Source organism: Pseudodesulfovibrio karagichevae (assembly GCF_041414475.1).
Classification (GTDB): Bacteria; Desulfobacterota; Desulfovibrionia; order Desulfovibrionales; family Desulfovibrionaceae; genus Pseudodesulfovibrio; species Pseudodesulfovibrio karagichevae.
In genome coordinates this window covers 11859-37980 of record NZ_JBGLYH010000043.1, presented here as the reverse complement: position 1 = coordinate 37980, position 26122 = coordinate 11859, and the positions used below count along the sequence as shown (strand labels likewise).

Annotated in this window: 20 protein-coding genes; 17 read left to right on the top strand and 3 right to left on the bottom strand. The window is 64.1% G+C overall.

Going from position 1 to position 26122, the window contains the following annotated elements:
- Positions 1–292: 292 nt before the first annotated feature.
- Positions 293–1651 (bottom strand): phosphomannomutase/phosphoglucomutase, encoded by a 1359-nt coding sequence (locus tag AB6M95_RS13955; protein ID WP_371387358.1) that lies wholly within the window; start codon positions 1649–1651, stop codon positions 293–295.
- 269 nt (positions 1652–1920) lie between these two features.
- Here AB6M95_RS13955 and AB6M95_RS13950 point away from each other — a divergent pair, with 269 nt between their 5' ends.
- From AB6M95_RS13950 to proX, 6 genes are all read left to right on the top strand, one after another.
- Positions 1921–2271, top strand: coding sequence for an ArsR/SmtB family transcription factor (locus tag AB6M95_RS13950; RefSeq protein ID WP_371387357.1), 351 nt, complete (start codon positions 1921–1923; stop codon positions 2269–2271).
- Positions 2272–2287: 16 nt separating this feature from the next.
- The gene (arsB, locus tag AB6M95_RS13945; RefSeq protein ID WP_371387356.1) at positions 2288–3391 is read left to right on the top strand and encodes an ACR3 family arsenite efflux transporter; all 1104 of its coding nucleotides are present in this window, start codon (positions 2288–2290) and stop codon (positions 3389–3391) included.
- A gap of 10 nt (positions 3392–3401) precedes the next feature.
- Entirely contained in the window at positions 3402–3824 is a 423-nt protein-coding gene (locus tag AB6M95_RS13940) for an arsenate reductase ArsC (protein WP_371387355.1), read from the top strand.
- Between the two features lie 921 nt (positions 3825–4745).
- On the top strand, positions 4746–5966 hold the full coding sequence (proV, locus tag AB6M95_RS13935; RefSeq protein WP_371387354.1) for a glycine betaine/L-proline ABC transporter ATP-binding protein ProV: 1221 nt from the start codon (positions 4746–4748) through the stop codon (positions 5964–5966).
- The gene (locus AB6M95_RS13930) at positions 5966–6796 is read left to right on the top strand and encodes an ABC transporter permease (protein WP_371387353.1); all 831 of its coding nucleotides are present in this window, start codon (positions 5966–5968) and stop codon (positions 6794–6796) included. Before proV ends, AB6M95_RS13930 begins: the two co-directional genes overlap by 1 nt.
- Before the next feature lie 25 nt (positions 6797–6821).
- Positions 6822–7850 carry a glycine betaine/L-proline ABC transporter substrate-binding protein ProX gene (gene proX, locus AB6M95_RS13925; protein ID WP_371387352.1) on the top strand — a complete coding sequence of 343 codons (1029 nt, stop codon included), beginning with the start codon at positions 6822–6824 and terminating at the stop codon, positions 7848–7850.
- A 269-nt stretch (positions 7851–8119) separates the two neighbouring features.
- Here proX and AB6M95_RS13920 read toward each other — a convergent pair whose 3' ends face one another.
- Positions 8120–10642 (bottom strand): sigma 54-interacting transcriptional regulator, encoded by a 2523-nt coding sequence (locus AB6M95_RS13920; RefSeq protein ID WP_371387351.1) that lies wholly within the window; start codon positions 10640–10642, stop codon positions 8120–8122.
- 264 nt (positions 10643–10906) lie between these two features.
- Here AB6M95_RS13920 and AB6M95_RS13915 point away from each other — a divergent pair, with 264 nt between their 5' ends.
- Positions 10907–12547, top strand: a complete 1641-nt coding sequence (locus tag AB6M95_RS13915; RefSeq protein WP_371387350.1) for a sensor histidine kinase — start codon at positions 10907–10909, stop codon at positions 12545–12547.
- Here the strand turns inward: AB6M95_RS13915 and AB6M95_RS13910 are convergent.
- Entirely contained in the window at positions 12516–15554 is a 3039-nt protein-coding gene (locus tag AB6M95_RS13910; RefSeq protein WP_371387349.1) for a hypothetical protein, read from the bottom strand. The two genes, AB6M95_RS13915 and AB6M95_RS13910, sit on opposite strands and share 32 nt — an antisense overlap.
- A gap of 403 nt (positions 15555–15957) precedes the next feature.
- On the opposite strand from AB6M95_RS13910, the gene AB6M95_RS13905 reads away from it, so the two are divergent.
- The 10 genes from AB6M95_RS13905 to AB6M95_RS13860 all read left to right on the top strand — a co-directional run bounded on the left by AB6M95_RS13905 (position 15958) and on the right by AB6M95_RS13860 (position 26121).
- A complete protein-coding gene (locus tag AB6M95_RS13905; RefSeq protein ID WP_371387348.1) occupies positions 15958–16392 on the top strand; it encodes a response regulator in 435 nt (144 codons plus the stop codon).
- Positions 16393–16412: 20 nt separating this feature from the next.
- Positions 16413–17312 carry a CBS domain-containing protein gene (locus AB6M95_RS13900; RefSeq protein ID WP_371387347.1) on the top strand — a complete coding sequence of 300 codons (900 nt, stop codon included), beginning with the start codon at positions 16413–16415 and terminating at the stop codon, positions 17310–17312.
- A 26-nt stretch (positions 17313–17338) separates the two neighbouring features.
- The gene (locus AB6M95_RS13895) at positions 17339–19189 is read left to right on the top strand and encodes an SLC13 family permease (RefSeq protein WP_371387346.1); all 1851 of its coding nucleotides are present in this window, start codon (positions 17339–17341) and stop codon (positions 19187–19189) included.
- A gap of 73 nt (positions 19190–19262) precedes the next feature.
- Positions 19263–19415, top strand: coding sequence for a hypothetical protein (locus AB6M95_RS13890; RefSeq protein ID WP_371387345.1), 153 nt, complete (start codon positions 19263–19265; stop codon positions 19413–19415).
- 31 nt (positions 19416–19446) lie between these two features.
- Complete coding sequence (locus tag AB6M95_RS13885) at positions 19447–19995, top strand: Yip1 family protein (RefSeq protein WP_371387344.1); 549 nt, start codon at positions 19447–19449, stop codon at positions 19993–19995.
- Between the two features lie 117 nt (positions 19996–20112).
- Positions 20113–20496, top strand: coding sequence for a response regulator (locus tag AB6M95_RS13880; protein ID WP_371387343.1), 384 nt, complete (start codon positions 20113–20115; stop codon positions 20494–20496).
- A 15-nt stretch (positions 20497–20511) separates the two neighbouring features.
- A complete protein-coding gene (locus tag AB6M95_RS13875) occupies positions 20512–23127 on the top strand; it encodes a PEP/pyruvate-binding domain-containing protein (RefSeq protein ID WP_371387342.1) in 2616 nt (871 codons plus the stop codon).
- Complete coding sequence (locus tag AB6M95_RS13870) at positions 23124–24800, top strand: sensor histidine kinase (RefSeq protein WP_371387341.1); 1677 nt, start codon at positions 23124–23126, stop codon at positions 24798–24800. Before AB6M95_RS13875 ends, AB6M95_RS13870 begins: the two co-directional genes overlap by 4 nt.
- Positions 24797–25195, top strand: coding sequence for a sigma-54-dependent transcriptional regulator (locus AB6M95_RS13865; protein WP_371387340.1), 399 nt, complete (start codon positions 24797–24799; stop codon positions 25193–25195). Before AB6M95_RS13870 ends, AB6M95_RS13865 begins: the two co-directional genes overlap by 4 nt.
- Positions 25192–26121 (top strand): sensor histidine kinase, encoded by a 930-nt coding sequence (locus tag AB6M95_RS13860; protein ID WP_371387339.1) that lies wholly within the window; start codon positions 25192–25194, stop codon positions 26119–26121. The genes AB6M95_RS13865 and AB6M95_RS13860 overlap by 4 nt, the downstream gene beginning before the upstream one ends.
- Position 26122: the final 1 nt, after the last annotated feature.

Here is a 26122-nt window from a genome sequence, read left to right as displayed (position 1 = left end):
ATCGGTATTTTGGAAAATGGCAACGGCGACCTGAACGTCTACGCCGGTTCGGTCCTGCTCGGCGTCCTGCCCGCCACCGGTTCCGGGGGCCTGATCAGGCCCCCGGAACCGGTGGACGAACAATAAAGGTGTTACCCATGTACCCGGGCAGAAGTGTTACCCATGTTTCCGGTTGCACAGGAGAACCCTTTTCTCAAAGGGTTCCCTTTCCCCCTTCCCCCGGCCGCCGGAGGCATAATAAAAGGGCGCGGGCCATTCGGTCCGCGCCCTTTTTGTTGGTATCTCGGTACGGCTAGCCTTCGGCGATCCAGGTCTTGAGTTTTTCTTCGAACATGGAGCGGATTTCATCAAGGCGTTCCGGGGTTTCGGCTTCGAAGCGGAGGACGAGGACGGGCTGGGTGTTGGAGGCCCGGATGAGGCCCCAGCCGTCGGGGAAGACGGCGCGCACGCCGTCGATGTCGATGGCGTCGAACTTGGAGCTGAAGTATTTGACGGCCTTGCCGACCACTCGCTCCTTCATGCTCTCGGGGCAGTCCACGCGGATTTCCGGGGTGGACCAGGTCTTGGGCCAGTTGAGCTGTTCGCTCATGGGCTTGTCGGACTTGGAAAGAATCTCGACCATGCGCAGGGCCGCGTAGGTGGCGTCGTCGAACCCGTAGTAGCGGTCGGCGAAGAACATGTGGCCGGACATCTCGCCCGCGAACTTGGCCCCGATCTCGCGCATGCGCGCCTTGATCAGGGAGTGGCCGGTCTTCCACATGACCGCGTCGCCGCCGTGGGCGCGGATGTCGTCGTACATGAGGTGCGAGCATTTGACCTCGCCGATGATGGACGCGCCGGGGAAGGCCTTGAGGATATCGCGGGCGTAGATGGCCACCAGTTGGTCGCCAAAGAGCAGTTCGCCCTTTTCGGTGACCACGCCGATGCGGTCGCAGTCGCCGTCCAGGCCCACGCCGATGTCCGCCTTTTCCTTGAGCACGGCCTGTTGCAGGGCGACCATGTTCTTTTCCACTACCGGGTCGGGGTGGTGGTTGGGAAAGTCGCCGTCGGGCTCGCAGAACAGGCAGACCACCTCGGCCCCGGCCTTGCGCAGGGCGTCGGCGGTGAGCAGCCCGCCCGTGCCGTTGCCGCCGTCCACGACCACTTTCACGGGCCGCGCCAGGGTCACGTTCCCGGACAGCTCGGCCACGTACTTGTCGAGCACGTCCTCGTGCCGGACCGTGCCCTCGCCCACGGGGAACTCGCCCTTGTCCATGAGCTCGAAGACGTCCTGGATCTCGTCGGAATGGATGGTGCTGATTCCCTGCCAGACCTTGAATCCGTTGTATTCCGACGGGTTGTGGCTGGCAGTGATCATCACGCCCGCGTGGGTCTCCTGCTTGGTCACGGCCCAGTAGAAGGCCGGGGTGGAGACCTGGCCGATGATGATCACGCTCACCCCCGTGCCGTTCAGGCCACGCGTCAGCGCCTTGGCGTAACCGGGCGAGGAGTGGCGGCAGTCATGGCCGACCACGGCGGTCCTGGAGCCGTTCTCCAGGAAATACTGGCCGCAAGCCCGGCCCAGCCGCTCGACCCATTCCTCGTCGAAATCCCTGTCCACCACGCCGCGAATGTCGTAAGTCCTGAACACTTCCCGCGAGATAGGCTTCATCCGTATTCCTCCCTGCCCGTGCGCCGGGCGATAGGTCTTGTCGTACGTTGTCCCGGCCGCACGGCCGGTCTGTCATTCGATCATGAACCGGGAATCGTCGCCAGGGATTTATCCCTCGGGCCCGCAGGTGTCAGCCGACACGCGTCCGGTTCATGCCATCGTATACAGACTTTTTTCCGGAAATTCCACCGGCCCGTTCCATGAGCCCGGCGCGAAATCGTCACGCAATTGCCATTGACATATCCGCATAAGCGGATATTTATTGGCCCATGGAACAACTCGCACTGCGACTCAAGGGGCTCAGCGACCCCACCCGGCTGCGGGTCATCCGGCTGCTCGACCACGGCGAACTGTGCGTCTGCGACCTGATGGCCGGGCTCGACCTGCCGCAATCCACGGTCTCCCGGCACATGTCCTTCCTGCGCAACGCGGGCTGGGTGAACGGCCGCCGCAAGGGCAAGTGGGTTTATTATACTTTGGCCGCACCAACGGACGCGATCCAGTCGGAGATTCTCGAGATTCTTCGGCTCCGGCTGCCGGACGAGGAACAGGCCCGACAGGACCACGAACGGCTCATGACCCATCTGGCGAACAAAACCGAAGAAACCTGCCCGACCTAGGCGGAGGAATCGCGCAATGACCGAAACCGCATTGAAAAGACTCTCCTTCCTGGACCGTTTCCTGACCCTGTGGATCTTCCTGGCCATGTTCGCGGGCGTGGGAACCGGCTATTTCTTCCCCGGCGTGAAGCGGGTCATCGACGCCTTCCAGGTGGGGACCACCAACATCCCCATCGCCATCGGGCTGATATTGATGATGTACCCGCCCCTGGCCAAGGTGAAGTACGAACAGCTGGGCCGGGTCTTCCGCAACGGGCGGGTGCTCGCCCTGTCCCTGGTCCAGAACTGGGTCATCGGCCCGATCCTCATGTTCGGCCTGGCCGTGACCTTCCTGTCCGGCCAGCACGAGTACATGGTCGGCCTGATCCTCATCGGCCTTGCCCGATGCATCGCCATGGTCATCGTCTGGAACGACCTGGCGGGCGGGGACGCCGAGTACTGCGCCGGGCTGGTGGCCTTCAACTCCGTGTTCCAGGTGCTCTTCTTCTCGGTCTACGCCTACGTGTTCATCACGGTCCTGCCCGGCTGGTTCGGGCTTAAGGGCGCGGCCGTGGACGTGTCCATGGGCCAGATCGCCCAGAGCGTATTCATCTACCTGGGCATCCCGTTCCTGGCGGGCATGGCCTCGCGGTTCATCGGGCTGAAGCTCAAGGGGCGCGAGTGGTACGAGACCGTGTTCGTGCCCAGGATCAGCCCGCTGACGCTCATCTTCCTGCTGTTCACCATCCTGGTCATGTTCTCGCTCAAGGGCGACCGCGTGGTGGCCCTGCCGCTCGACGTGGTCCGCATCGCCATCCCCCTGACCGTCTACTTCCTGATCATGTTCCTGGTCTCCTTCTACCTGTCGTGGAAGGCGGACGCCACCTACGAGCAGGCCGCGACCCTGAGCTTCACGGCGGCCTCCAACAACTTCGAGCTGGCCATCGCCGTGGCCATCGCGGTCTTCGGCATCGACTCGGGCGAGGCGTTCGCTGCGGTCATCGGCCCCCTGGTGGAGGTCCCGGTGCTCATCGCCCTGGTCAACGTGGCCGTGCGCTTCCGGCGCCGCTACTTCCCCTTTGCCAAAGACACCATCGGCGGCGTCTGCCACGTCCGCTGCGAAACCTCCAACGCCGAATAGGAGCGACGCCATGAACATCCTCTTCCTGTGCACCGGCAACTCCTGCCGCAGCCAGATGGCCGAAGGCTGGGCCAAGACCCTCAAGGCCGACGAATTCACGGCCTGGTCCGCCGGGGTGGAAACCCACGGCCTGAACCCGCTGGCCGTGCGGGTCATGGCCGAGGCGGGCGTGGACATCTCCGGCAACACGTCCAAGCTGACCACCGACCTGCCCGAGGACGTGGACTTCGACTATGTGGTCACGGTCTGCGGCCACGCCAACGAGAACTGCCCCTATTTCCCGGCCAGGACCAAGGTGGTCCACGTCGGTTTCGACGACCCGCCCGCCCTGGCCAAGACGCTGACCGACGAGGCCGAAATCCTGGACGTGTACCGTCGCGTGCGCGACGAGATCAAGGCCTTCGTCCAAGGGCTGCCCGGCTCCCTGGAGTAATCGGACGGTCCTCAAGGAGTGCATATGAAAAAGCACTTGTGCAAACTGATCCGGTCCTGGTCGCCCCTGAGCGCCTGGACCGCGTGCATCCGGGTCGAGGAGAGCGGTGAACTCCGCTTCTCCCTGTTCGCCTAGGCAATACGAAAACCGAACCCACGACAAGGCCCGGCGGGAATTCCCGCCGGGCCTTCCCTTTTCGGAACGATGAACCGGCGGCGTGCGTCCCCCCAACGCCGCCGGGAACCTGCCCCCGAATCTTCCCTGCCGACCGGCACGCTTCGTTCCCTGCCAGACGTGCTCACACAGGCAGCCGCCACCATCGGTTCGACACCGCCGAATAACCAAGTCCCGCAACGGGTCCCGGGAAGTTTGACTGTTCGCGATTCCCTCCATTTTCCGACCGCCGGATAGCGTCCGAAACAGTTTTAAAATATTGTCGTCGAAAGTGATTTTCAGACTATGTTACTTGTGATTCAGCCTGAAAAAATCACGTCATATAATGAATAAAAAATCCATTTTTGACATGATGAATATATTTCGATATGATCCTAAATTGAAATTTGACGATGCACATTAAAAACTGTTGTTTTCAAACTGTAACAAAAGTTATCGACGATAATACAGCAATAAATCCACTCTTACAGTTGCTCATCTCTAATACAAAAGAGTGTTGCAGCAATTAATGACTGTATTATCACTAAAACAACATTGAATTCCGTGCACCAACAAGATTTACATGCCATTGACCTCGAAATGCCATAGCGGACAAGAAACCCTGTCCGTACGTAGGCCGTGCGCGGCCACCCCTTGCGGCCTCCGCGACAGGGTTCCCCTCCTCTGATTCCATTTCGACCGTCTTCTTTCCGGATGCCCCCTCGCCCTCGGCGCGGGGCGTCCGTCGCCACTTTCAACGGAGTAACCATGGGACAAATCACTGTAGAAAACCTTTACAAAATCTTCGGGAGCAAACCCCGGAAAGGCCTTGAGCTGCTTAAACAGGGGCTCGACAAGGCCGCGGTGCAGAAAAAGACCGGCCTGACGGTGGGCGTGAACAACGCCTCCTTCACCATCGAAGACGGCGAGATATTCGTCATCATGGGCCTGTCCGGCTCGGGCAAGTCCACCATGGTGCGCATGCTCAACCGGCTCATCGAGCCCACGGCCGGGCGGGTCCTGGTCAACGGCGAGGACGTCACCGCCATGAGCGACGACGAACTGGTCAAGTTCCGGCTGCACAACATGAGCATGGTCTTCCAGTCGTTTGCGCTCATGCCGCACCAGACCGTGCTCGACAACGCCGCCTTCGGCCTGGAACTGGCCGGGGTGGACAAGGCCAAACGGCACGAACGCGCCCGCGAGGCCCTCGCGCAGGTCGGCCTGGCCGGGTGGGAGGACCAATATCCCAAACAGCTCTCCGGCGGCATGCAGCAGCGCGTCGGGCTGGCCCGAGGCCTGGCCGTGGACCCGGAAATCTTGCTCATGGACGAGGCCTTCTCGGCGCTCGACCCGCTCATCCGCACCGAGATGCAGGACGAGCTGATCAAGCTCCAGGAGGAGCACCGCCGGACCATCGTGTTCATCTCCCACGACCTGGACGAGGCCCTGCGCATCGGCGACCGCATCGCCATCATGGAGGGCGGCAACGTGGTACAGGTGGGCACGCCCGACGAAATTCTGCAAAACCCGGCCAACGACTATGTGCGCGCCTTCTTCCGGGGCGTGGACCCCACCGGGGTCATCAGCGCGGGCGACATCGTGCGCGACTCCCACCCGACCATCGTGCTCACCCGGGGAGGCAGCCTGCGCATCGCCCACGAAATTCTGAGCGGCAGCGAGCTGGAATACGCCTATGTCACGGATTCCCGCCGCCGTTTCCTCGGCGTGGTCTCGTCCGAGGGCATCCGCAACGCGCTGGAGGCCGGGCTGCCGGAGCACCCCCTGAGCCAGGTCTACCTGCCCGAGGCGTTCGCCGTGCACAAGGACGACTCCATGCAGGACATCCTGCCGCAGGTGGCCATCGCCACCTGGCCCATCCCGGTGGTGGACGACGACAACCGCTACCTCGGCGTGGTCTCCAAGAACCGGTTCCTCAAGACCCTGCACAAAACCGAAGTCGCCCTGTCCGAAGGAGGTGACCAATAATGTTTCAAGATACGATCATCCCCCTGGACCAATGGGTTTCCGAGGCCGTGGAATGGCTGGTGGACAACCACCGCGAATTCTTCCAGATGCTCAAATGGCCGGTGGACTGGCTCCTGAGCGGCTTCGAACACGGCCTGACCACCGTGCACCCGCTCGTGGTCATCGTCATCGTCTGCCTTCTGGCCCTGAAGTTCTCCGGCAAGCGGCTGGCCGTCTTCTCGCTGGCCTCCCTGCTCCTGATGGGCTTCCTCGGCCTATGGGAAGACACCATGATCACCCTGGCCATGGTCCTGTCGTCCGTGGTCATCTGCGCCGTGATCGGCGTCCCGCTGGGGATCATGTCCGGCCGCAGCAACCGGTTCGAGGCCTGGCTCCGGCCCGTGCTCGACGCCATGCAGACCACGCCCGCGTTCGTCTACCTCGTGCCCATCGTCATGCTCTTTTCCGTGGGCAACGTGGCCGGCGTGCTGGCGACCATCATCTTCGCCCTGCCCCCCATCATCCGGCTGACCAGCCTGGGCATCCGCCAGGTCCATCCCGAGTTGGTGGAAGCGGCCCAGGCCTTCGGGGCCACCCGCTGGCAGGTCCTCGTCAAGGTCCAGATTCCCCTGGCCATGCCGACCATCCTGGCCGGGCTCAACCAGACCATCATGATGGCCCTGTCCATGGTCGTCATCGCCGCGCTCATCGGCGCGGGCGGACTCGGCTCGCCGGTCATCCTCGGGTTGAACACCCTGGACATCGGACGCGCCGTGGTCGGCGGCCTGGGCATCGTGCTCATGGCCATCGTCCTTGACCGCATCACCCAGTCAATGGCCCGAAAGAAATAACCGAAATCGAATCCGAGGAGGTTCCATGAAACTGATGAAATACCTGCTGACCGCCCTGCTTGCGGTCCTGATCGCGTCCTCCGCCTTTGCCATGGACATGCAGCCCGGCAAGGGCGTCACGCTCCAGCCCGCACGCGCCACCTGGAACACCGGCTTCTTCCAGGAAGCCCTGGTCCGAAAGGGTCTGGAGGCGCTCGGCTACGACGTCAAGAAGCCCCGCGACCTGACCAACCCGATCTTCTACAAGTCCGTGACGCTCGGCGACGTGGACTATTGGACCAACGGTTGGTTCCCCATGCACGACGCCCAGCTGCCCAAGAACTTCGCCGAGAAGGCGCAGAAGATCGGCTTTGTGGCCAAGGCGGGCGGCATGCAGGGCTACCTGGTGTCCAAGCGCGACGCGGAAAAATACAACATCAAGTCCCTGGACGACTTCAAGCGTCCCGAGGTCATGAAGGCCTTCGACACCAACGGCGACGGCAAGGCCGACCTGACCGCCTGCCCTCCGGGCTGGGGCTGCGAGCAGGTCATCTCCCACCACATGAAGGTCTACGACCTCGATGACTACATCAACCCGGTCAAGGCTTCCTACGAGGCGGGCATGGCCGCGGCGTTGGGCGGATTCAAGGCCGGCAAGCCGGTCTTCTTCTACACCTGGACGCCCAACTGGACCGTGTACAAGTTCAAGCCCGGCAAGGACGTGGTCTGGATCAACGTGCCCGAGATCAAGCCCACCGAGGCCCAGGCCTCCAACGCCGACCGCATGACCGTGTCCGGCGTCGAGGGCGCGGTCTCCGACCCGCTCAAGGCCGGTTTCGTGGTTTCCGACATCCGCGCCGTGGCCAACAAGAAGTTCCTGAAGAAGAACCCGGCGGCCGCCAAGTTCCTGGAGCTGTTCACCCTGCCCCTGGCCGACATCAACGCCCAGAACACCCGCATGAACGCGGGCGAAAAGTCCGACAAGGACATCGCCAAGCATGCGGACGAATGGATCGCCAACAACCAGGAAAAGTGGAACGGATGGCTCAAGGCCGCCCGCGAAGCCGCTGAATAGCGGGTCCGTAGAGACCGGCGAAAAATACGGCGGCCCCTTATGGGGGCCGCCTTTTTTTGCGTCCTACCCCGCGAAGCGGATAGAAAAAGTTTAGGAAAGGATGGGGATGGGGGTCCCGGGGGAAGGGGAAGGAAAAGCCCTTTTCACAAATCTGCAGGACAGCGGATTTGGACCGCGCCTGATAAGGCGCGACCCCGAAGGGGCGCAGGCCATGGACGGCCTGCGTCAAAGGGTTTTCCTTCCCCTTCCCCCGGCCGCCGGAGGTCGCTTTACTCGCCAGTCAGTTCGTAGCGGGTGGAGGGGCCTTTGCCTTTTTTGATCAGGAGGCCTCGTTTGACGAAGTCCTGGAGGTCGTAGATGGCGGTCCGGGTAGGAAGGTTGCCGCCGACGAGGTCCTGGTATTGTTTGCGGGTGACGTTGCCCTGTTTGCGGATGACGTCCCAGGCCTCTTTCTGGCGCGGGTTGAGGCCGGTGTCGGCTTCGGCGGCTGCGGGCTGCGCGGGGAAGGCTGAAGGGATGTCCGGCGAGTGCGGGGGTTGTGCGTTGCCGCTGGGGTATTCGGCGGGTTGGGACTGCACGGGCCAGGAGTAGAAGTCGCTTTCCAGGCGGATTTCCTCGGGCTGGATGATGTCGGTTTCGGCCATGACCGCGGCGCGGGTGATGCAGTTGACCAGTTCGCGGACGTTGCCGGGCCAGTCGTGGGAAATGAGCTTGGCCAGGGCGCCCTTGCTCAGGTCCAGGTGCTCACGCCCGGCCAGGGACTCGGCCTGCTTGAGGTAGTACACGGCCAGCAGCGAGATGTTCTCGCGGTTCTCACGCAGGGCGGGCGTGTTGATGGAGATGACCTTGAGCCGGTAGTAGAGGTCCTCGCGGAAGATCTTGTCCTCGATGAGGGACTGGATGTCCACGTTGGTGGCGGCCAGGATGCGCACGTCCACGGTCAACTCGCGGTCGCTGCCCAACGGCTTGATCTTGCGCGATGCCAGCGCCCGGAGCAGGGATTGCTGGACCTTGTGCGAGGCGGACTGGATCTCGTCCAGGAAGAGGATGCCGCCGTCGGCCTCGACGAACGCGCCGTTGCGGTCCTCCTTGGCCTCGGAAAAGGCCCCCTTGACGTGACCGAACAGGGCGTCGAGGAGCAGGTTCTCGTCCAGGGCCCCGCAGTTGATGGAGATGAACGGCTTGCCCGCCCGGCTGGAATGGGCGTGGATGGCCTCGGCCACCAGCTGCTTGCCGGTGCCGGTCTCGCCCGCGATGAGCACGTCCACGTCCACCTGGGCGGCCTTGAGGATGTTGACCTTGAGGTTGGCCGTGGCCGAACCCACGCCGACGATCTCCGGGATGCGGCTCAGTTCGTTCTCGACCAGGAGCTCCCGGTCGCGGTCCAGCGAGGCGCGCTCCCGCTTGTTCACGTTGAGGATGGCCTCGTCCTTGGCCTGGATCTCGACCACCTGCTGTTTGACCCGGCGGATGATGTTGTTGATGGACTCCTGGAGCACGGTGATGTCGTAGCCGCTGTACGGCAGGTGGATTTCCTCCATCTCCTCCAGGGAGTTGAGTGTGTTCATGCGCGCGGCCAGCTCGCGGATGGGCCGGGTCAGGATGCGCCCGAACAGGAAGATGAGGATGGAGATGACCACGATGCCGCCGATGGTCACGAAGAGCATGACGTCCATGTTCTTGTAGCCCGCGATGATCGGCAGCTGGCTGCGATCCACAAAGATCACACCGCCGTAGACCGACGGCGGCCCGGCCGGATCGGCCCGGAAGTAGACCGGGGCGTAGCTGAAATAGTGGCTGCTCACGGCGGACGACTTCGGACGCGCCTCCTCCACGCGCTCCAGGCCGTTCTTTCCCTGGCCCATGGCGTCCACGGTGTTCCAGTACAGGGTGTACTTTTCATTGGGCCGGAACGCGGCCGCGTTGCCGGGCTTGCCCAGGGAGCCGTCGAAGCCCTCGCGGGCGAGATAGGTGGTCAGCTCGCCGCCCTGCTTGTCGTAATCCTCGGACTGGAAGAGCATCCATCCGTCATGATTGACAAAATAGTTAAATCGGAGTTCGTCGCTCCGGGGATAGGCCCACAGGGGCGACTTGCGCGAATTATACCAGGACAGGATGTTGCGCAATGTGGTGGCCTCCACGGACAGGAAGAGCAGGCCCGGGGGCTCGGCCCCGTTGCCGGGGCAGGCGGTGTAGAAGCGGACCACGTTGGCGTCGGCGTACCGGTTGGCGCTGTCCTTGGTGGGCATGGGGTAGGAGACTTCCAGGATGTCCGAGGCCGCCACATGGCCCGGCTTGAGCGCGGCCAGCCGGTTCAGTTCGGCAAAGGGGTTGGGCCGCACCCGGTCCAGGACGCCCGGTGCGACCGCGTGGACGGTCTCGCCCTGGCTGACCAGGACCACGGGCTCCCCGCCCGAGGCGGGCAGATAGCAGAGTTCGAGATAGGGTTTGCCGCCCGCCTTCAGCAGCCGGGCGAAGGCGTCGCGCAGGCTCGCGCCGTCGGTGCGGCCTCCTGCGAGAAAGAGCAGGTCCGTGCGGCAGCCGTCCAGGTACTGCTCCATCTCGTGGGCCACGGCCATGGTGTTCTGGCGCACGGTCCGACTCAGCGCGATGTCGATGAATTCGTCGGACACCCTGTAGGAGGCCCAGCCGGTGAACAGGAGGATGCAGACGATGGAGGGCATCAGGGCCAGAAGCAGCTTGCCCCGCAGCCCGAGCCGGCGCACCAAGCCGGGCAGATGCCTCCGTATCCAGTCCGACATCCGGGAACCCGAGGTGGAAAATGACGGCATTTCAACATCCCTCACTTGCTTGCGGCGGGTCCGAAGGATGAACGCCGCCTCAGATGTTTTTGCCGTTATGCCGCTCCGAGCCACTTTGTCAAACCCTTTTCGGCACGATGGTTGCTAAATACTCCCCGACGCCATCATGCAAGGCGTACATTTTGCGCGATTTTTTAACTAGTTGTAATAAATATCAATTTAAAAAAACATCTTGCAAAAAAGTCAGGCATAGAAATCATGGCCAAGCAAAAGCCCCTTTGCGGGATTCACCGATTGCTCCTCGTCACCATGATCGTCATCCCGGCGATCCCCCTGCTCATATCCGCAGCCATCGGGTTCTACTCCTTTGCCGGGGCGTCCAAGCGATTCGCCATCTCGTCCATCCGCCAGGCCGCCGTGGACCGGACCGCGCTCATCGACGAATTCCTCCACGAGCGGCGCAATGACCTGGAGTCGTTCCTGACCCTGCTCCCCGAGGACGCCCTGCGCGGCCCCAAGGCCCAGGCCGAGGTGGCGTCCTGGCTGCACTCCGGCGGACAGGTCTTCCAAGACATGGGACTCATCGACCCGCAGGGCAGGCACTCGGCCTACGCGGGCCCCTTCGGTCTGACCGACAAGGATTACCAGGATGCGGACTGGTACACGGAAGTCCTGCAAAACGGCTATTTCATCAGCGACGTGTATCTCGGCTACCGCAAGGTGCCCCACTTCGTCGTCGCCGTGACCCGGCGCATCGACGGGCAGCTCTGGACGCTGCGGGCCACGGTCAACCCGACCATCTTCGGCAACATGGTCAACGCGCCGGGTATCGGCGACACCGGCGAGGCGTACATCCTCAACCGGGAGGGGCTGTTCCAGACCAACCGGCGGTCCGGCGGCTCCCTGCTCGAGCGCGACGGCTACGACTACCCGGCCCAGAACGAAAACCTTGTTTCCTTCACAGGATCGGACGGCGGCGAGGACTACCTGTTCGCCTCGGCCCGGCTCAACGACGGCAAGTGGCGGCTCATCGTCCGCCAGAAGAAGGAGGAGGCCTTCCAGGCCGTGGTCATGGCGGGCTACACGGTCATATTCGTGCTGCTCTGCGGCGGGGCGGTCATCGTGGTCCTGGCGCTTATCGTCAGCCGTCGGCTGTCCGAGACCCTGCGCGGCCAGGCCGAGGCGGTCAGCAAGCTGGAAGGCCAGCTGCTCCAGGCCGCCCGGCTGGCCGAACTGGGGGAGATGGCCGCGGGCTTCGCCCACGAGATCAACAACCCGCTGCAGATCATGAAGACCGACCTGGCCCTGCTGGAGCTGACCCTGAAGGACGTGACCGACGTGTGCGCCAACCGCGAGGCGTGCGACGAACTCAAGGAGATCGCGGACCAGTTCCAGATTCAGATCGGGCGGTGCGCGGCCATCACCCGCGAGATACTGCGCTTCGGACGGCAGGACGCCCCGCACGTGGAGGACATGGACCTGGCCGAATTCCTGCCCAAGGTCGGGGCCATGGTCCAGAACAAGGCCCAGGTCAACGGCATCGACGTGACCTGCGAGGTGGGGCCGGACGCGCCGCGCATCCTGGCCGATCCGGGCCAGTTGCAGCAGGTCATGATCAACCTCCTGAACAACGCCATCCACGCCGTGGTGGACCGCCACGGGTCAAAGGGCGGGCGCATCGACGTGGCGGCCGGAAGGGACGACCGGGGCCGGGCGGTGATCACCGTGGCCGACAACGGCAGCGGCATCAATCAGGAGAGTTTGTCCAAGATATTCATGCCTTTTTTCACCACCAAGGCGCCCGGCCAGGGCACGGGGTTGGGCCTGTCCGTCTGCCATACGATCATAGACTCCCTGGGCGGGGAGCTGACCGTGGCCAGCAGCAAGGGCGAAGGCACGACCTTCACCGTTCGTATCCCCGGCCAGAGCGCATAAGTCCGTCCTCCTCCCGGGACGGGACCCCATCGGGGGGCGGGGTTTCGGACCCGCCCCCCGTCATTTTCTGCAGGGCCTCGGCGGTCATCTTGCCGATCTCGTCCAGGTAGGCCGGATACCGCGTCAGGTAGAAGGAGAGTCCCTTGGCGAAGTTGCGCCCCACCAGCCCGTCCACGAAGAGCATGGATACGGACTGCTCCTCGCGCAGAATCTGCTGCGAGGCCAGGAACACGTCCACCTCGTCCTCGGACATGGCCTCCAGGGCCTGGCGCAGGGCCTCGCGGGCGCGCGGCTTGTAGGCCATGATGTAGAGCAAATCCAGTGCGTTGGCGATAACCTCGGGGGCATGGTTGAAATTCGACTCCCGTGAGAAGGCGATGAACTCGGCGGGCCGGTTGAGCATGCCGAGCATGTCCCGGGTGGGAAAGGCGATCTCCAGGCGCGAGTAGATTTCAAAGACCTGGCGCAGCTTCTCGGAATAGTCCCAGCGGCGCATGGCGATGTTCCGCCTGCGGTCCGCAAACCCCTCGATGACCCCGGCCACGCAGTCCGAGGCCAGCTTGGAAATGACCGCCGCCCACAGCTGGAGCACGGCCATGGGATCGGCCGAGCCGCCCAGGACCAGCATGCCCTGGATCGCCCAGTTGAAGAGCATGGCGATGGGGATGGACAGGACGCTGCGGAAGAAATTGGCGGCCGCCGCCTCCCGTGGCAACCCGCGAATCACGTTGTGGGTCGAGATGTATACGCCATTGGTCAGGGCCATGATGGAATAGAGCAGCAGCGGGTTGGTGGCCGTGGTCACGCCGAACCCCTTGTCCAGGACCACGGACTTGCACAGCCAGTCGAGCAGAGGCACGGAAAAGCCCGTGTAGAGGAGGGATTCCGAGATGCGCTCCCAGTCGATGTAGTCGTTCCAGGCCAGGAACGGCGAGCGCCGCAGCCCGCCGCCGCCGAGCACGGACTGGATGACGTTGCGCAGGCCGGTGATGGAGAACCAGATGACCCCGCCCAGGTAGGCCAGGACCCACCAGTCCTTGGTCAGGTAGAAGGTCAGAAAGGCGGGAATGAACCCGGCCAGGATCTTGAACACGTTCTTGAGCCGGGTGTTCAGGTGGCCGGGCGAGGGGCGGCGCTTGCACGAGTCCTCAGGCTCGAACAGGGTCAGGCCGTTGCCCACATGCCGCTTGCCGCCCAGGGCGATGACGTTGCCGCCCGTGGCGGTCACCGTGTATCCCTCCACGCGCCACCGGGAGCTCATGCGGCAGACCAGCCTGCGCAGGCCGGAAACCTGCGAGGCCATGTGGATCAGCCCGTTCCAGATTCCCCTGGTTTGCCGGGGCATGACGTATTCGTTGGACCGGATGGCCGTGCACTGCACTGGAATGCGGTCGTCGGGCCGCAGTCGCGCGGCCTCGCGCTGGGCCCGCAGGGGCAGGGTCTCCAGGACCGCGAAGCCCATGCCGTGGGTCCGGGTGGACCGGCCCGTGGAGCCGGAGCCGATGCTCGTGCCCAGCGGCACCCGCCGGTAGAATTCGAGGAGCCTGTCAAAATGCTCCAACAGCCCTTCCAGGACGCCCAGCCGGTCCTCGCTGTCCGGGCCGCCCCGTTCGCGCACGGAAGTCATGCATCCCCGGATGAGCCGCTTGAGCTTGACCGCGTTCTGCTCGTTGAGCGCCTGCTGCAACTGGCTGAACGGCATGCGCAGCCGGGTCTGGCCCGGATCCAGGTGCTTGGTGTTGAAGACCTCCAGGTGGGTGATCCGCCCCTGGCACTGGAACAGGATTTCCAGGGCGTCCTCCAGTTCGAGGTCGGCCAGGATCAGGGTCAGGTGGCTGGAATGGGCGGCCTGGCGCAGCCGGGCGGTCAGCTCGGCCGGACTCAGGGAGAGGAGCGCGGGCATGTCCTCGCCGCGCGGCATGTTCGGGTCCGGGATGTCCCGGTTCTCCTCCGGGGAAAGATAGCGGGCCACCAGAGTGTCCACGTCCAGGGCGTCCAGGGACTCCACCTGCATGGTGATGGCCGCCTTGGCGTCGTAGTCGGCTTCGTCGTAACCCTGGCGCAGGGCGGCCGCCCGCTCCTCGAAGAGCGGCATGGCCAGGGAGTGGATGTAGTTGCCCAGATGCAGGACGGACGGCTGCTCCACGCCTGCGGCGGCGACCATGTCCTCATACCTGACGGGCGGCAGCATGACCCCGAACTCCTGGCGGATGGACTGGCGGTGGCGCTCGTTGTAGGCGCCGATCACGGCCCGGACGTATTCCGTGCGGGCCTCGCGCACCTCCCTGCCCCGCTCCATGAGCTCGCGCACGGAGTCCACCCGGAACAGGCTCTCGATGTCGCAGTCGTCCCGCAACCCCCCGGGGCACCAGACGATCTTGACGAACCGGCCGCGATGCATGGCCCGGTACTCGATGCCGATGCGCACCTTGATGCCGAGGATGGAGGCCGAGGCCAGCAACTCCCTGGCCACGGGCAGGTCCACGCAGTCGTAATAGACCACGGTCAGGTAGCGGATGCCCTTGATCCAGGCGTCCATGACCAGGTGCGTGGCCGACTTGCGCCCCTTGCTGTTGGCGTCGTGCACGCGGTCGTCAAAGGCGATCTGGTTCCACTCCTCGGGCATTTCCAGGAGGTGGTATTGGCGCATCTGCTCCCGCAGGAAACCGATCTTCCCGGCCGCCGCCCGACGGAAGTCGTGGGCCAGGGCCAGCTGGCGGCAGCGGTCGCCCTTGGCCCGGACCAGCTCCTTGCCGATTTGGACCAGGACGCGCGCCCGGTTGTTGCGCATGGCCCCCTTGGCCGCGGTCAGGGTCTCGTCGCGCAGGGCGATGAGGGCCTTGGTCCTGTCCGAGGCCTGGTCCGACTTCAGGGATTCGAGCAGATGCATGATGGCATAGGCGATGCGCAATCCCCTGTCCGCTGCCAGTTCCTTGATGCCGTGGGGCTTCAGGTAGGGTTCGAGCAGGGTCTTGAACTGCGCCTTGTCCACGCCGCGGTTCAACACATCTTCTACTATTTCAAGTAATTTATGATCATTTTTATCGTAATAGAACGAAGGCATGAGACAATCTTCTCCTCGGCTGCGGGGACCTATTTCGTAACATAAACGTAACATAGCCTAGCAGTATCCATGCCTACCGTCATGTGGGATATGCGGGTTCCGGCCGAATTTTTCCTGCCATCCCTTGGGGCTGTTGGCTTTCCCCCTTCCCCGCCCCGCCACCTGCCGCGCCCCTCCCGGACCCCGCACGGCTCGATTTTGCGTGCAATACCATCTCGCAAAGCCTTCGCGCAATCATTTTTGCTAGAAAATATCATTAGAAATCAAATAATTATGCTTGGCATGCGAGTTGCTAAGTCGGTGCAGCTTTTGCGGAATAACAACTGATCAACCCAACGGTGACATCATGGAACAGATGAAAATCCTGCTCGTGGACGATGAAGAGCGACTGCTCAGCACCACGAAAAAGCTCTTCGAGAAGCTCGGCATCGAGACGCGCACGGCCACCTCCGGGTCCGACGCCCTCGAAGTGCTGAAGACCTATGAAGCGCATGTCATCTTTCTCGACATCAAGATGCCCGGAATGGACGGCATGGAGACGCTGCAGCACATCAAGAAGGACTATCCCATCAGCGAGGTCATCATCCTCACCGGCCACGCCACCATGGAAACCGCGGTGGAGGGTCTCAAGCTCGGCGCCCTGGACTACCTCATCAAGCCCGTCAGCATGAAGGACTTTCTCGGCAAGGCCGAGGAGGCCTTTGAAAAGGTTACGCTTCAAAAAAAGAAAATACATTCTGCCCGGATGGCCGAGTCCGCCGGTCAGGGTGAACTGCGCTAGCTAACTTCAAGGAGGTTGTAATGGTTAAAATCAAGGTCCTCATGGTCGACGATGAGGAGCGCTTCCGCACCACCACTGCGAAGATATTGGCCCGCAAAGGATTCGACACGATCCTGGCCGCCAGTGGGGAAGAGGCGTTGGAAAAATTGGCGGAGAAGCCGGACGTCGTCATTCTGGACGTCAAGATGGGCGGCCTGGACGGCCACGAAACACTCAAACTGATCAAGGACAAGCTGCCGGAACTCCCGGTGATCATGCTCACCGGCCACGGCGACATGCCCGGCGCCAAGAAGGCGCTGGACACCGGGGCCTTCGACTACCTGGCCAAACCCTGCGACGTGGATCTCCTGAGCACCAAGATTCAGGATGCCTTCGAGTACGCCACCAAGGCGCCGTACGTCGAAAAACTGGCCAAGGGGATCATGATCCCCCTGAGCGAGTACACGCAAATCCCCCTGAACAGCACCGTGCGCGATGCCATCAAGGCCCTTGAGGAGTCCATGCGCCATCTCCTGGCCACGGACCGGCTCATGGACACCGGCCATCGCTCGGTGGTGGTCGTCAACCCGGACAACTCCGTGGCCGGACTGCTCAGCCCGCTCGACCTGGTCGACGCCATCCGGCCCGGATACCTGTCCGCACCCAAGCCGTCCATGGCGGACAGCCTGCAGTACTCGACCATGTTCTGGCAGGGTCTGTTCTCCTCGCGGGTGAAGGAAATCATGGGCAATCCCGTCCGCGACATCATGTCCGACGCCATCCCCACCATCGGAGCCGACGCGAACCTGATGGAGGTGGCCAACACCATGGTCACCCTCCCGGCGCGCCGCATGCTCGTCAGGGAAGGGAACAAGGACGTGGGCATCGTCCGCGAACAGGAACTCTTCTACGAAATCGCCAAGATCATTTCGTCCAGCTAACCCGAATCCCGACAAGAGGTTAAGACATGGCACAAGCAAAGAAGAAAGCAACCGGTTACGACAAGTTCGTCAACTGGAAGTTGCTCATAATCCCGGTGGTGCTGTTCGTTGTGATCCTGCTCCTTCCGACCCCCCAGGGGATGAAGATGGTGGGCATGCAGTATTCGATCGGCCCCAAGGTCGTGACCAACCACCTGTGCGAACAGCTCTTTCAAAAGAAAAGCTCCGACTGCGAGCAGTGGCAGATCCTGACCGCCCGCATGATGGAGCAGAACATGCGCATGGGCGCCCTGTCCAAGGAGCGCTTGATGAAGCGCAACGAGAAGTGGGCCAAGAAGTACAAGATCCCCGCGGATTCGGCCAACTTCAAGCGCGCCCTGACCTTTGTTGGCGAGAACATCCCGACCGACAAATACATGACCATCATGAAGGGCGCCTTCGACAAGCGCATGAAGGGTCTTGACTATCAGGAACTGTCCAAGAAGGACCAGAAGACCGCCAACAAGGGGGCCTGGAGCATCAAGGTGGCCATCGCCATGGTCGTCTTCGTGGTCTTCTGCTTCATGACCGAGTGCATGCCGCTGCCCGGCGTGGCGTTCTGCATCGGCCTGATCCTGGTCTTCACCGGCGTAGTCTCGCGCAGCGAGGTGGCGGGGCTGTACTGGGACGACGCGGTCTGGTTCATCATGGGCTCGCTCATGTTCGCGGCCGCGTTCGTCAAGACGGGCGTGGACAAGCGCATGTGCCTCATGATGTTCAAGAAACTGGCCGTGCCCAACGTCCGTTGGATCACCCTGATCTTCTTCGTCGTCATCACTCCGCTGGCGGCGTTCATCTCCGACCACGCCCTGGCCGCCATGTTCCTGCCCATCGGCATGCTGCTCTACCAGAACAGCCTGACCGACGAGATTCCCGAGGACAAGGAACTGGCCAAGATGCTGATGATCTGCATCGCCATGGCCTGCAACATCGGCGGCCCCGGCGCTCCGTCCGGCGGCGCCCGCAACGTCATCATGATGACCTACCTGACCGACATGTTCGGCATGGACATCGGCTACGCACAGTGGATGATGTACTGCATGCCCTTCATCTTCGTCATGATCCCGATCACCTGGTTCGCCTCCAACATGCTCTTCAAGCCCCGGATCACTTCCCTGGCCCCGGCCATGAAGCACCTTGAGGGCGAGATCAGCAAGATGGGCAAGTGGAACAGGAACCAGATCTGGGCGATGGTCATCTTCGTCGTCATGGTCTTCGGGTGGTTCACCGAGAAGGAATTCTACAACATGGGCATCTACCCCATCCGTCTCGGCATCGGCGTCATCGCGGTCGCCGGCGCGGTCGCCTACCTGCTGGCCGGCGTCGTCAACTGGCGCGACTACCAGGAGAAGGTCGACTGGGGCGTTGTCTGGCTGTACGCGGGCGCGATCATCTTCGGCCGCACCCTGGACAAGACCGGCGCCGCCTACTGGCTGGCCCAGTCGGTCATCGACCTGCTGGCCCCGCTGGGCATGGACCACGGCATCCCGCTGATGCTGACCTCCAACGGCCTGACCGCCGTGCTGACCAACCTGATGGCCGACGGCCCGGCAGCCGCCGCGGTCGGTCCCATCACCCTGAACATGGCCAGCATCGTGCACCCCGGCACCACCTTCCTGCCGTTCATGGCCATGGCCACCGCAGTGGCGTCTTCCTTCGCCTACTGCCTGATCATCGGCACCCCGCCCAACGCCATCGTCTACGCCTCCGGCTATCTGGAGCCCAAGGACTACCTGCGTGTGGGCGTGCCCATGTGGTTCGTCGCCAACATCGTGATCGTCATCCTGACAGCGGTCTACTGGAGCGGCATAGGGTTCGGCAGTCTACCAAGCTTCTGACGACCCTGAACCGAAAACCGACAACCCGGCGGCCCGCCTCGGGCGGGCCGCCGGTCAACAAAAGGAACGCAATATGAACAGGGAAGACAGCGAACAGAAAGACGGTTTCGTCCACGAGAACGGCGTGACCTACTTCAGCAAGCGGACCGAACGGCGCATCCTCTTCGTGCTGACCATGGCCATGATGCTGTGGGGCGTCGTGGAATGCACCAGGGGATTCTTCTAGACGCACCGACCTGCAAAACATGGGGGGCACCATGGAAGCGACACGCGAGAACACCGCACGGATGGGGATCAAGGACTATTTCGAGACGCTGATGGACGTCATGCGCACTCCGGCCCGACACTTCGAGAAGACGGCGGAGGAAACCGGCTCGCGCCGGGCCCTGCTCTTCCTGATGATCTCGGCCCTGTTCTACTGCTCGGTGAGCATGGCCTACTTCTTCGAGAATTCCCTGTCCATGGGGATCATCATGATGGCCAACGCCATCCTGATGCCCGCCTTCGGGGCGGTCATCACCTTCATCCTGGTCCGCATGACCGGCCAGGAGCGCGTGCCCTTCGGCCGCATCTTCAACATATACGCCTACGCCAGCGGCGCGGTCATGGTCGTCTCCTGGATACCCGGCCTGGCCATCATCATGGAGCCGGTGCGCGCCGTGCTCATCGTCGTGGGCCTGCACAAGGGGACCGGGATCGGCAAACTGCGATCCGCCCTGCTCATCGCCATGACGGTCGTGGTCCTGCTCCTGTTTTTCTGGAGCGCCGCGCCCATGGTCGCCGAACTGAAGCACTTGTTCCAATAGGAATGTCCCCCGCGCTACGGGCAACCCGCGCGCCTGCATTCCTTACCCTCCCCATCCGGCCGGGGGCATGCCCCCGCCCCCGGCTCCGGACGGGAGGCCACAAACGGGAGGACCGCCATGAAAAAGATACGCCTGCTCCTGGTCGATGACGAACCCGACTTCCTGACCGCCTACGCGCGCCGCTTCAAGCGCCGGAACGTGGAGATCACCGAGGCCTCGAGCGGCCAGCAGGCCATCGACCGCGTCCGCGAGAACGGGTTCGACGTGGTCATCCTCGACGTCATGATGCCGGAGATGAACGGACTCGAGACCCTGCGGCGGATCAAGGCCATCGCCCCGGACCTGCCGGTCATCATCCTGACCGGCCACGCCGACTCCGGCGTGCTCATCGAGGGCATGGACATGGGGGCCTTCGACTTCCTGCTCAAGCCCGTGGGCACCGACGAGCTCTATTTCAAGGTGCTGGACGCCGTCCGCGCCCGCCATCGCGGCCAACCGTAGCCCCGGAGGTTCGCCATGAAGACCGCCCTCAAGACCCTGTTCCACTTCATCCACGGCAATCCCGAGGGAAAGCGGGAAGCGGTTGAAAACTTCCTTAACAAGTCCGAAGACTTCCGGCTCCTTCTCGCGGCCAACGGCAAGGCCCTGGAGCTCATGGCCGAAATGACGGACGCGGCCCGGTCCGGGCACCCGTCCGGGATCACCCGGGTGCGGGCGTACAGCGTCATGGTGGCCTCCAGCGTCCGCCAGATGATCGAGCGGCTGTGCCGCATGGCCCCCGGCAAGTACGACGGCCTGCGCGACGTGTTCAACGGGATCGTCCGGGACATGGACCAGGCCTTCGCCGGTCCGTCCAAGGGGCCGCTCGGTCCCCCGGTCGTCCGCATGCGCGACCTGCGCGCCATAGACCTGCCCGAGACCGGGTCCAAGGTGGCCCTGCTCGCCGAAATCCGGGCCGAACTCGGCGCGGTGGTGCCGCGCGGCTTCGCCATCACGGCCTCGGCCTTCCGCCTGTTCATGGAGGAGACCGGCCTGGACGACGAGATCAACCGGCTCATCCAGATCCACGACGGGACCACCCTGGAGGAGCTGAACGACCTGGCGCGGAACATCCGCCAGGCCATCGACCTGGCCCCCATGCCGCGCGAGCTGGAGGAGGCCGTGCGCGAACAGTGCGCCCGGCTGGGCGACATCCGTTTCGCGGTGCGGTCGAGCGCGCTCGGCGAGGACTCGGAGCAGACCGGGTTCGCCGGGCAGTTCATCTCCAAACTGGGGGTCAAGCCCGCCCAGGTGACCGACGCCTACCGCGCGGTCATCTCGAGCATGTACTCGGCCACGGCCATCACCTACGTGCGCAACCGGGGGCTGCGCGAGGACGCAATGGTCATGGCCGCCGGATGCATGGAGATGATCGACGCCGTGGCGGGCGGGGTGATCTACACCAGGCCCCCGGTGGGCGGCGACTCGGACGCGGTCATCGTCAACGCGGTGCCCGGCCTGCCCTGCGCCGTGGTGGACGGCAGCTCCATGGCCGACTCCTTCATCGTGGACCGCGAGACCGGCAGGATCAGAAGCCGGGACATCGCGGACAAGGAAATCCGCTTCGTCCTGACCTCCGGCGGCAAGGTGCGCAAGGAGAAGCTCTACGGCGGCAAGGAACTGGCCCCGGCCATCTCCGACCACGACGCCGAGCGGCTGGCCGCCCTGGCCCTGCGCATCGAGGCCCACTTCGGCCACCCCCAGGACATCGAATGGGCCAAGGACCGCGAAGGACTGCTCGTCATCCTGCAATGCCGCCCCCTGGCCATCTGCGAGGCCCCGTCCGACTCCAGGGCCGAGGCCTGGTCCGAGGACGAGGAGAGCCGGGGCCTGGCCATCCTGTCCGGGTGCATCCCGGCCAGTCCGGGCGCGGCCGCAGGCTACGTGGTCAAGGTGGAGACCGAGGAGGACATGTTCCGCTTCCCGGACGGCGCGGTCCTGCTGGCCCGCAACGCCCGGCCGCAACTTTCCGCCCTGCTGCCCCGGGCCGCGGCCCTGGTGGCCGAGTTCGGCAGTTCCGTGGGCCATCTGGCTAACGTGGCCAGGGAATACGCCGTACCGGCGCTCATCGGCGCGCCCGGGGCGGTGGAGCGGCTCTCCGGCGTGGGCGTGATCACGGTCAACGGGACCAACGGGACCATCTACCTGGGCCGGCGCAAGCGGATGATCCAGCGTGAGGCCCGCCCGGCCGCCAAGGTGCGCGCCACGGACGTGGGGCTGGCCCTGGAACGGGTCCTGAAGTTCATCACCCCGCTCGGCCTGACCGACCCGGAATCCCCGGAGTTCCGACCCGAGGGGTGCCGGTCCATGCACGACATCACCCGGTTCTGCCACGAGAAGGCGGTGGCCGAGATGTTCACGCAGGGCGACCGGCCGGTGTCGGGCGCGCGCAGGCTGGCCGGAGAGCGGGCCATGCAGTACTGGCTGGTGGACATCGGCGGGGGCACCTCGACGGACGGCGCCGGGCTCGCGGACTCCAGCCGGAGCATCGGCATCGAGGCCGTCCGCTCCAGCCCCATGCGCGCCCTGTGGTACGGCATGATGGCCGTGCCCTGGGAGGGACCGCCGGTCCCGCACCTGGACAGCTTCATGTCCGTCATGACCAGCGCGGCCCAGAACCCGGCCCTGGAAGCCGGGGCGCGCAACGACATGGGCGAGCGCAACTACTTCATCGTGGGCGGCCGCTACTGCAACCTGCAATCGCGGTTCGGCTTCCACTTCTGCACCATCGAAGGGTTTGCGGGCGACGACCCCAACGTGAACTACGCCCTGTTCCAGTTCAAGGGAGGCGGGGCGAGCATGGACCGCCGCCACCTTCGCTCGCGCCTGGTGGCCGAGATCCTGGAGAAGCGCGGCTTCATCGCCGAAATCCGCGAGGACGCCCTGTTCGCCCGGCTGGAAGGCGTCAGCCGCGAGGCCGTGGAACAGGCCATGGCCGTGCTCGGCTACCTGCTCATGCACACCCGGCAGATAGACATGTCCATGGCCGACCCGTCCATGGTCATCCGCTACCGCGACAAGTTCGAGTCGGACATCGAGGAACTGCTGGAGAGGTTGCCCGGCGAGCTCCGTGAAGCGGGGTGCGCGGCATGACCTCCACACCGTATTCCCGGCTCAAGTGGTACCTGGTGCTGATCACCCTGGGGCTCTCCCTGGTCCCGCTTTTCGCCCTGGGCTATGTCATCCACAACGAATTCCGGCAGACCTACGAGGAGAAGCTGACCGACAACCTGCGGCTCATGGTCGCCAACCGGCGGGACGCCATCTCCATGTTCCTGAACGAGCGGGTGGTCCAGCTCCAGATGCTGGCCGACATCCACTCCTTCGACGAGATGTCCAACCAGGACTACCTGAACCGGGTCTTCGCCGCGGTCCACGGCACGTCCAGCTCGTTCTTCGACATCGGGGTCATCGGCCAGAACGGCGGCCACGAGGCGTACTGCGGGCCGTTTGACCTGATGGACGTGAACTACCGCGACGCGCCGTGGTTCCACCAGGTCATGCTCAAGGGACTGTACGTCAGCGACGTGTTCATGGGCTTTCGCAACTTCCCGCACTTCATCATCGCGGTGAAGCGCCAGGAGGCGGGCAGGACCTGGATTCTGCGGGCGACCATCGACTCCGAGGTGTTCACCTCGCTGGTGCGCAACGTGCGCACCGGCCAGCAGGGCGACGCCTACATCATCAACGACAAGGACGTGCTCCAGTCCCCGTCGCGCTTCGGCGGCAAGGCCTTGGACAAGGTCGCCCTGCCCCCGTACCGGCAGAGCGAGGGCGTGGAGATCGCCTCCTGGCGGCGGGACGGCGTTCCGGTCATCGCCGGAATCACCCCCCTGCCCGACACCAACTGGCGGCTGGTCATCACCGAGAACCCGGACGAGGAGCTCTCCCCCCTGGTGCGCACCCGCTCCATCGTCTACGCCCTGCTCGGCACCTGCGGGCTGATGATCTTCCTCGGCGCCTACCTGACCGTGTCCTCGGCCGTGGCGCGCCTGCGGGCCTCGGACCGCCAGCGCGCGGACATGGACGCGGCCATCATGCAGTCGAGCAAGATGGCCTCCCTGGGCAAGCTGGCCGCCGGAGTGGCCCACGAGGTCAACAATCCCCTGTCCATCATCCGCGAGAGCGCGGGCTGGATCCGGGACATCATCAACGACGGCGAGCTGGGCGAGGGCCCGGCCGTGGATGAACTCGAGGAGGCGGTTTCGGACATCGACCGCCACGTGGAGCGCGCCCGCACCGTGACCCACCGCATGCTCGGCTTCGCCCGGCGCATGGAGCCGCTCCAGGAGGACGTGGACCTGAACATGCTGGCCAACCAGACCGCCTCCTTCCTGGAGAACGAGACCCGGCACCGCAACATCGTGCTCAAGACCGACCTGGACCCGGAACTGCCGCTGATCACCACCGACGCCAACCAGTTGCAGCAGGTCATCCTGAACCTGCTGGAGAACGCCATCGACGCCATCGACCGCGACGGCGAGATCACGGTGGTCACCCGGACCGGGCGCGACGGGGTGGTCCTGAACATCGCCGACAGCGGAGAAGGCATTTCCAAGGAGAACCTGGCCAAGGTATTCGACCCGTTCTTCACCACCAAGCCCACCGGCGAGGGAACCGGGCTGGGGCTTTCCATCGTGTACAGCACCCTGAGCAAGCTGGGCGGGACCATCAGGGTCAACAGCGAACCCGGGCAGGGCACGACCTTCACCATCCGCCTGCCCTTCACCGGTCCGCAATTCCCGGGCGGCAAGGAGGAACAATGACTCAGATCCGCGTACTAGTGGTCGACGACGAACCCGATTTCCTGAAGCTCATCCAGCGGCGGCTGGCCAAGCGCAACGTGCACGTGGACACCGTGACCAACGGCGAGGCGGCCCTGGCCTTCCTCCGGGAGAACCCCGTGGACGTGGTCATCCTCGACGTGCGCATGCCCGGGCTGTCCGGCATCGACACCCTCAAGGAGATCCGCAAGCGGTTCCGCGACACCGAGGTCATCATGCTCACCGGTCACGGCTCACTGCAGTCGGGCATCGAAGGCATCAGCCTCGGGGCCTACGACTACATCCTCAAGCCGTTCTCCATCGACAACCTGCTCGGACGCATCCGGGCGGCCTACGAGCACGCCACGCTGCGCATCGAGAGGCGGGGACAGCGATGAGCCTGACCTACGCGCGACGGGTGGTCATGCTCGGCCGCTCCGCCTATCCGGTCTCCTGCCTGGCCGTGGGCGCGGCCGCATGGTTCCACGGACGCACCGGGGACGGCCTGGCCCTGGCCTCGGCCCTGGCCGTGGCCGCAGGCATGTGGCTCCTGCTCTGGGCCTCCTCGCGCTGGCTGGACCAGGCCGAGGCCGAACGCAGCGAGATGGGCGACCAGCTCATCCAGTCCCAGCGGGTCCTGGCGCTGGGCGAGCTGTCCACGGGCATCGCCCACGAGATCAACAACCCCCTGAACATCATCCTTCAGGAGGCCGAGCTCATGCGCTACAACCTGGCCGCCGCGCCCACGCCCGAGACCCTGCCCGAGGTGCTGGAGGAGGTCCGGACCAGCCTGAACGTCATCTACGCCCAGGTCTCCCGCTGCTCGGACATCACCCACAAGCTCCTGGACCTGGCCCGCAACCGCAAGCCCGTGTCCCAGCCGGCGGACATCAACCAGCTGGTGGAGGACATGCTCGAACTGGTGGAGCGCGAATCCGGGCCACGGGGCATCCACATCCACCGGCGGCCGGACCCGGACCTGCCCACCGTGATCTCGGACCCGCCCCTGCTGCGCCAGGTCTTCCTGAACCTGCTCATCAACGCGGTCCAGGCCGTGGACAAAAACGGGGACATCTTCATCACCACCTACCGCGAGGGGACCATGGCCTGCACCGAGATTCGGGACACCGGGCCGGGCATCAGCGAGGAGCACCGCAAACGCATCTTCGACCCGTTCTTCACCACCAAGGCCCCCGGACAGGGCACGGGGCTCGGCCTGTCGGTCAGCCTGCGAATCATCAACGAACTGGGCGGGGACATCCTGGTGACGTCCTCCCCGGGCAAGGGAGCGGCCTTCACGGTGCGCATTCCCATCAAACGATAAG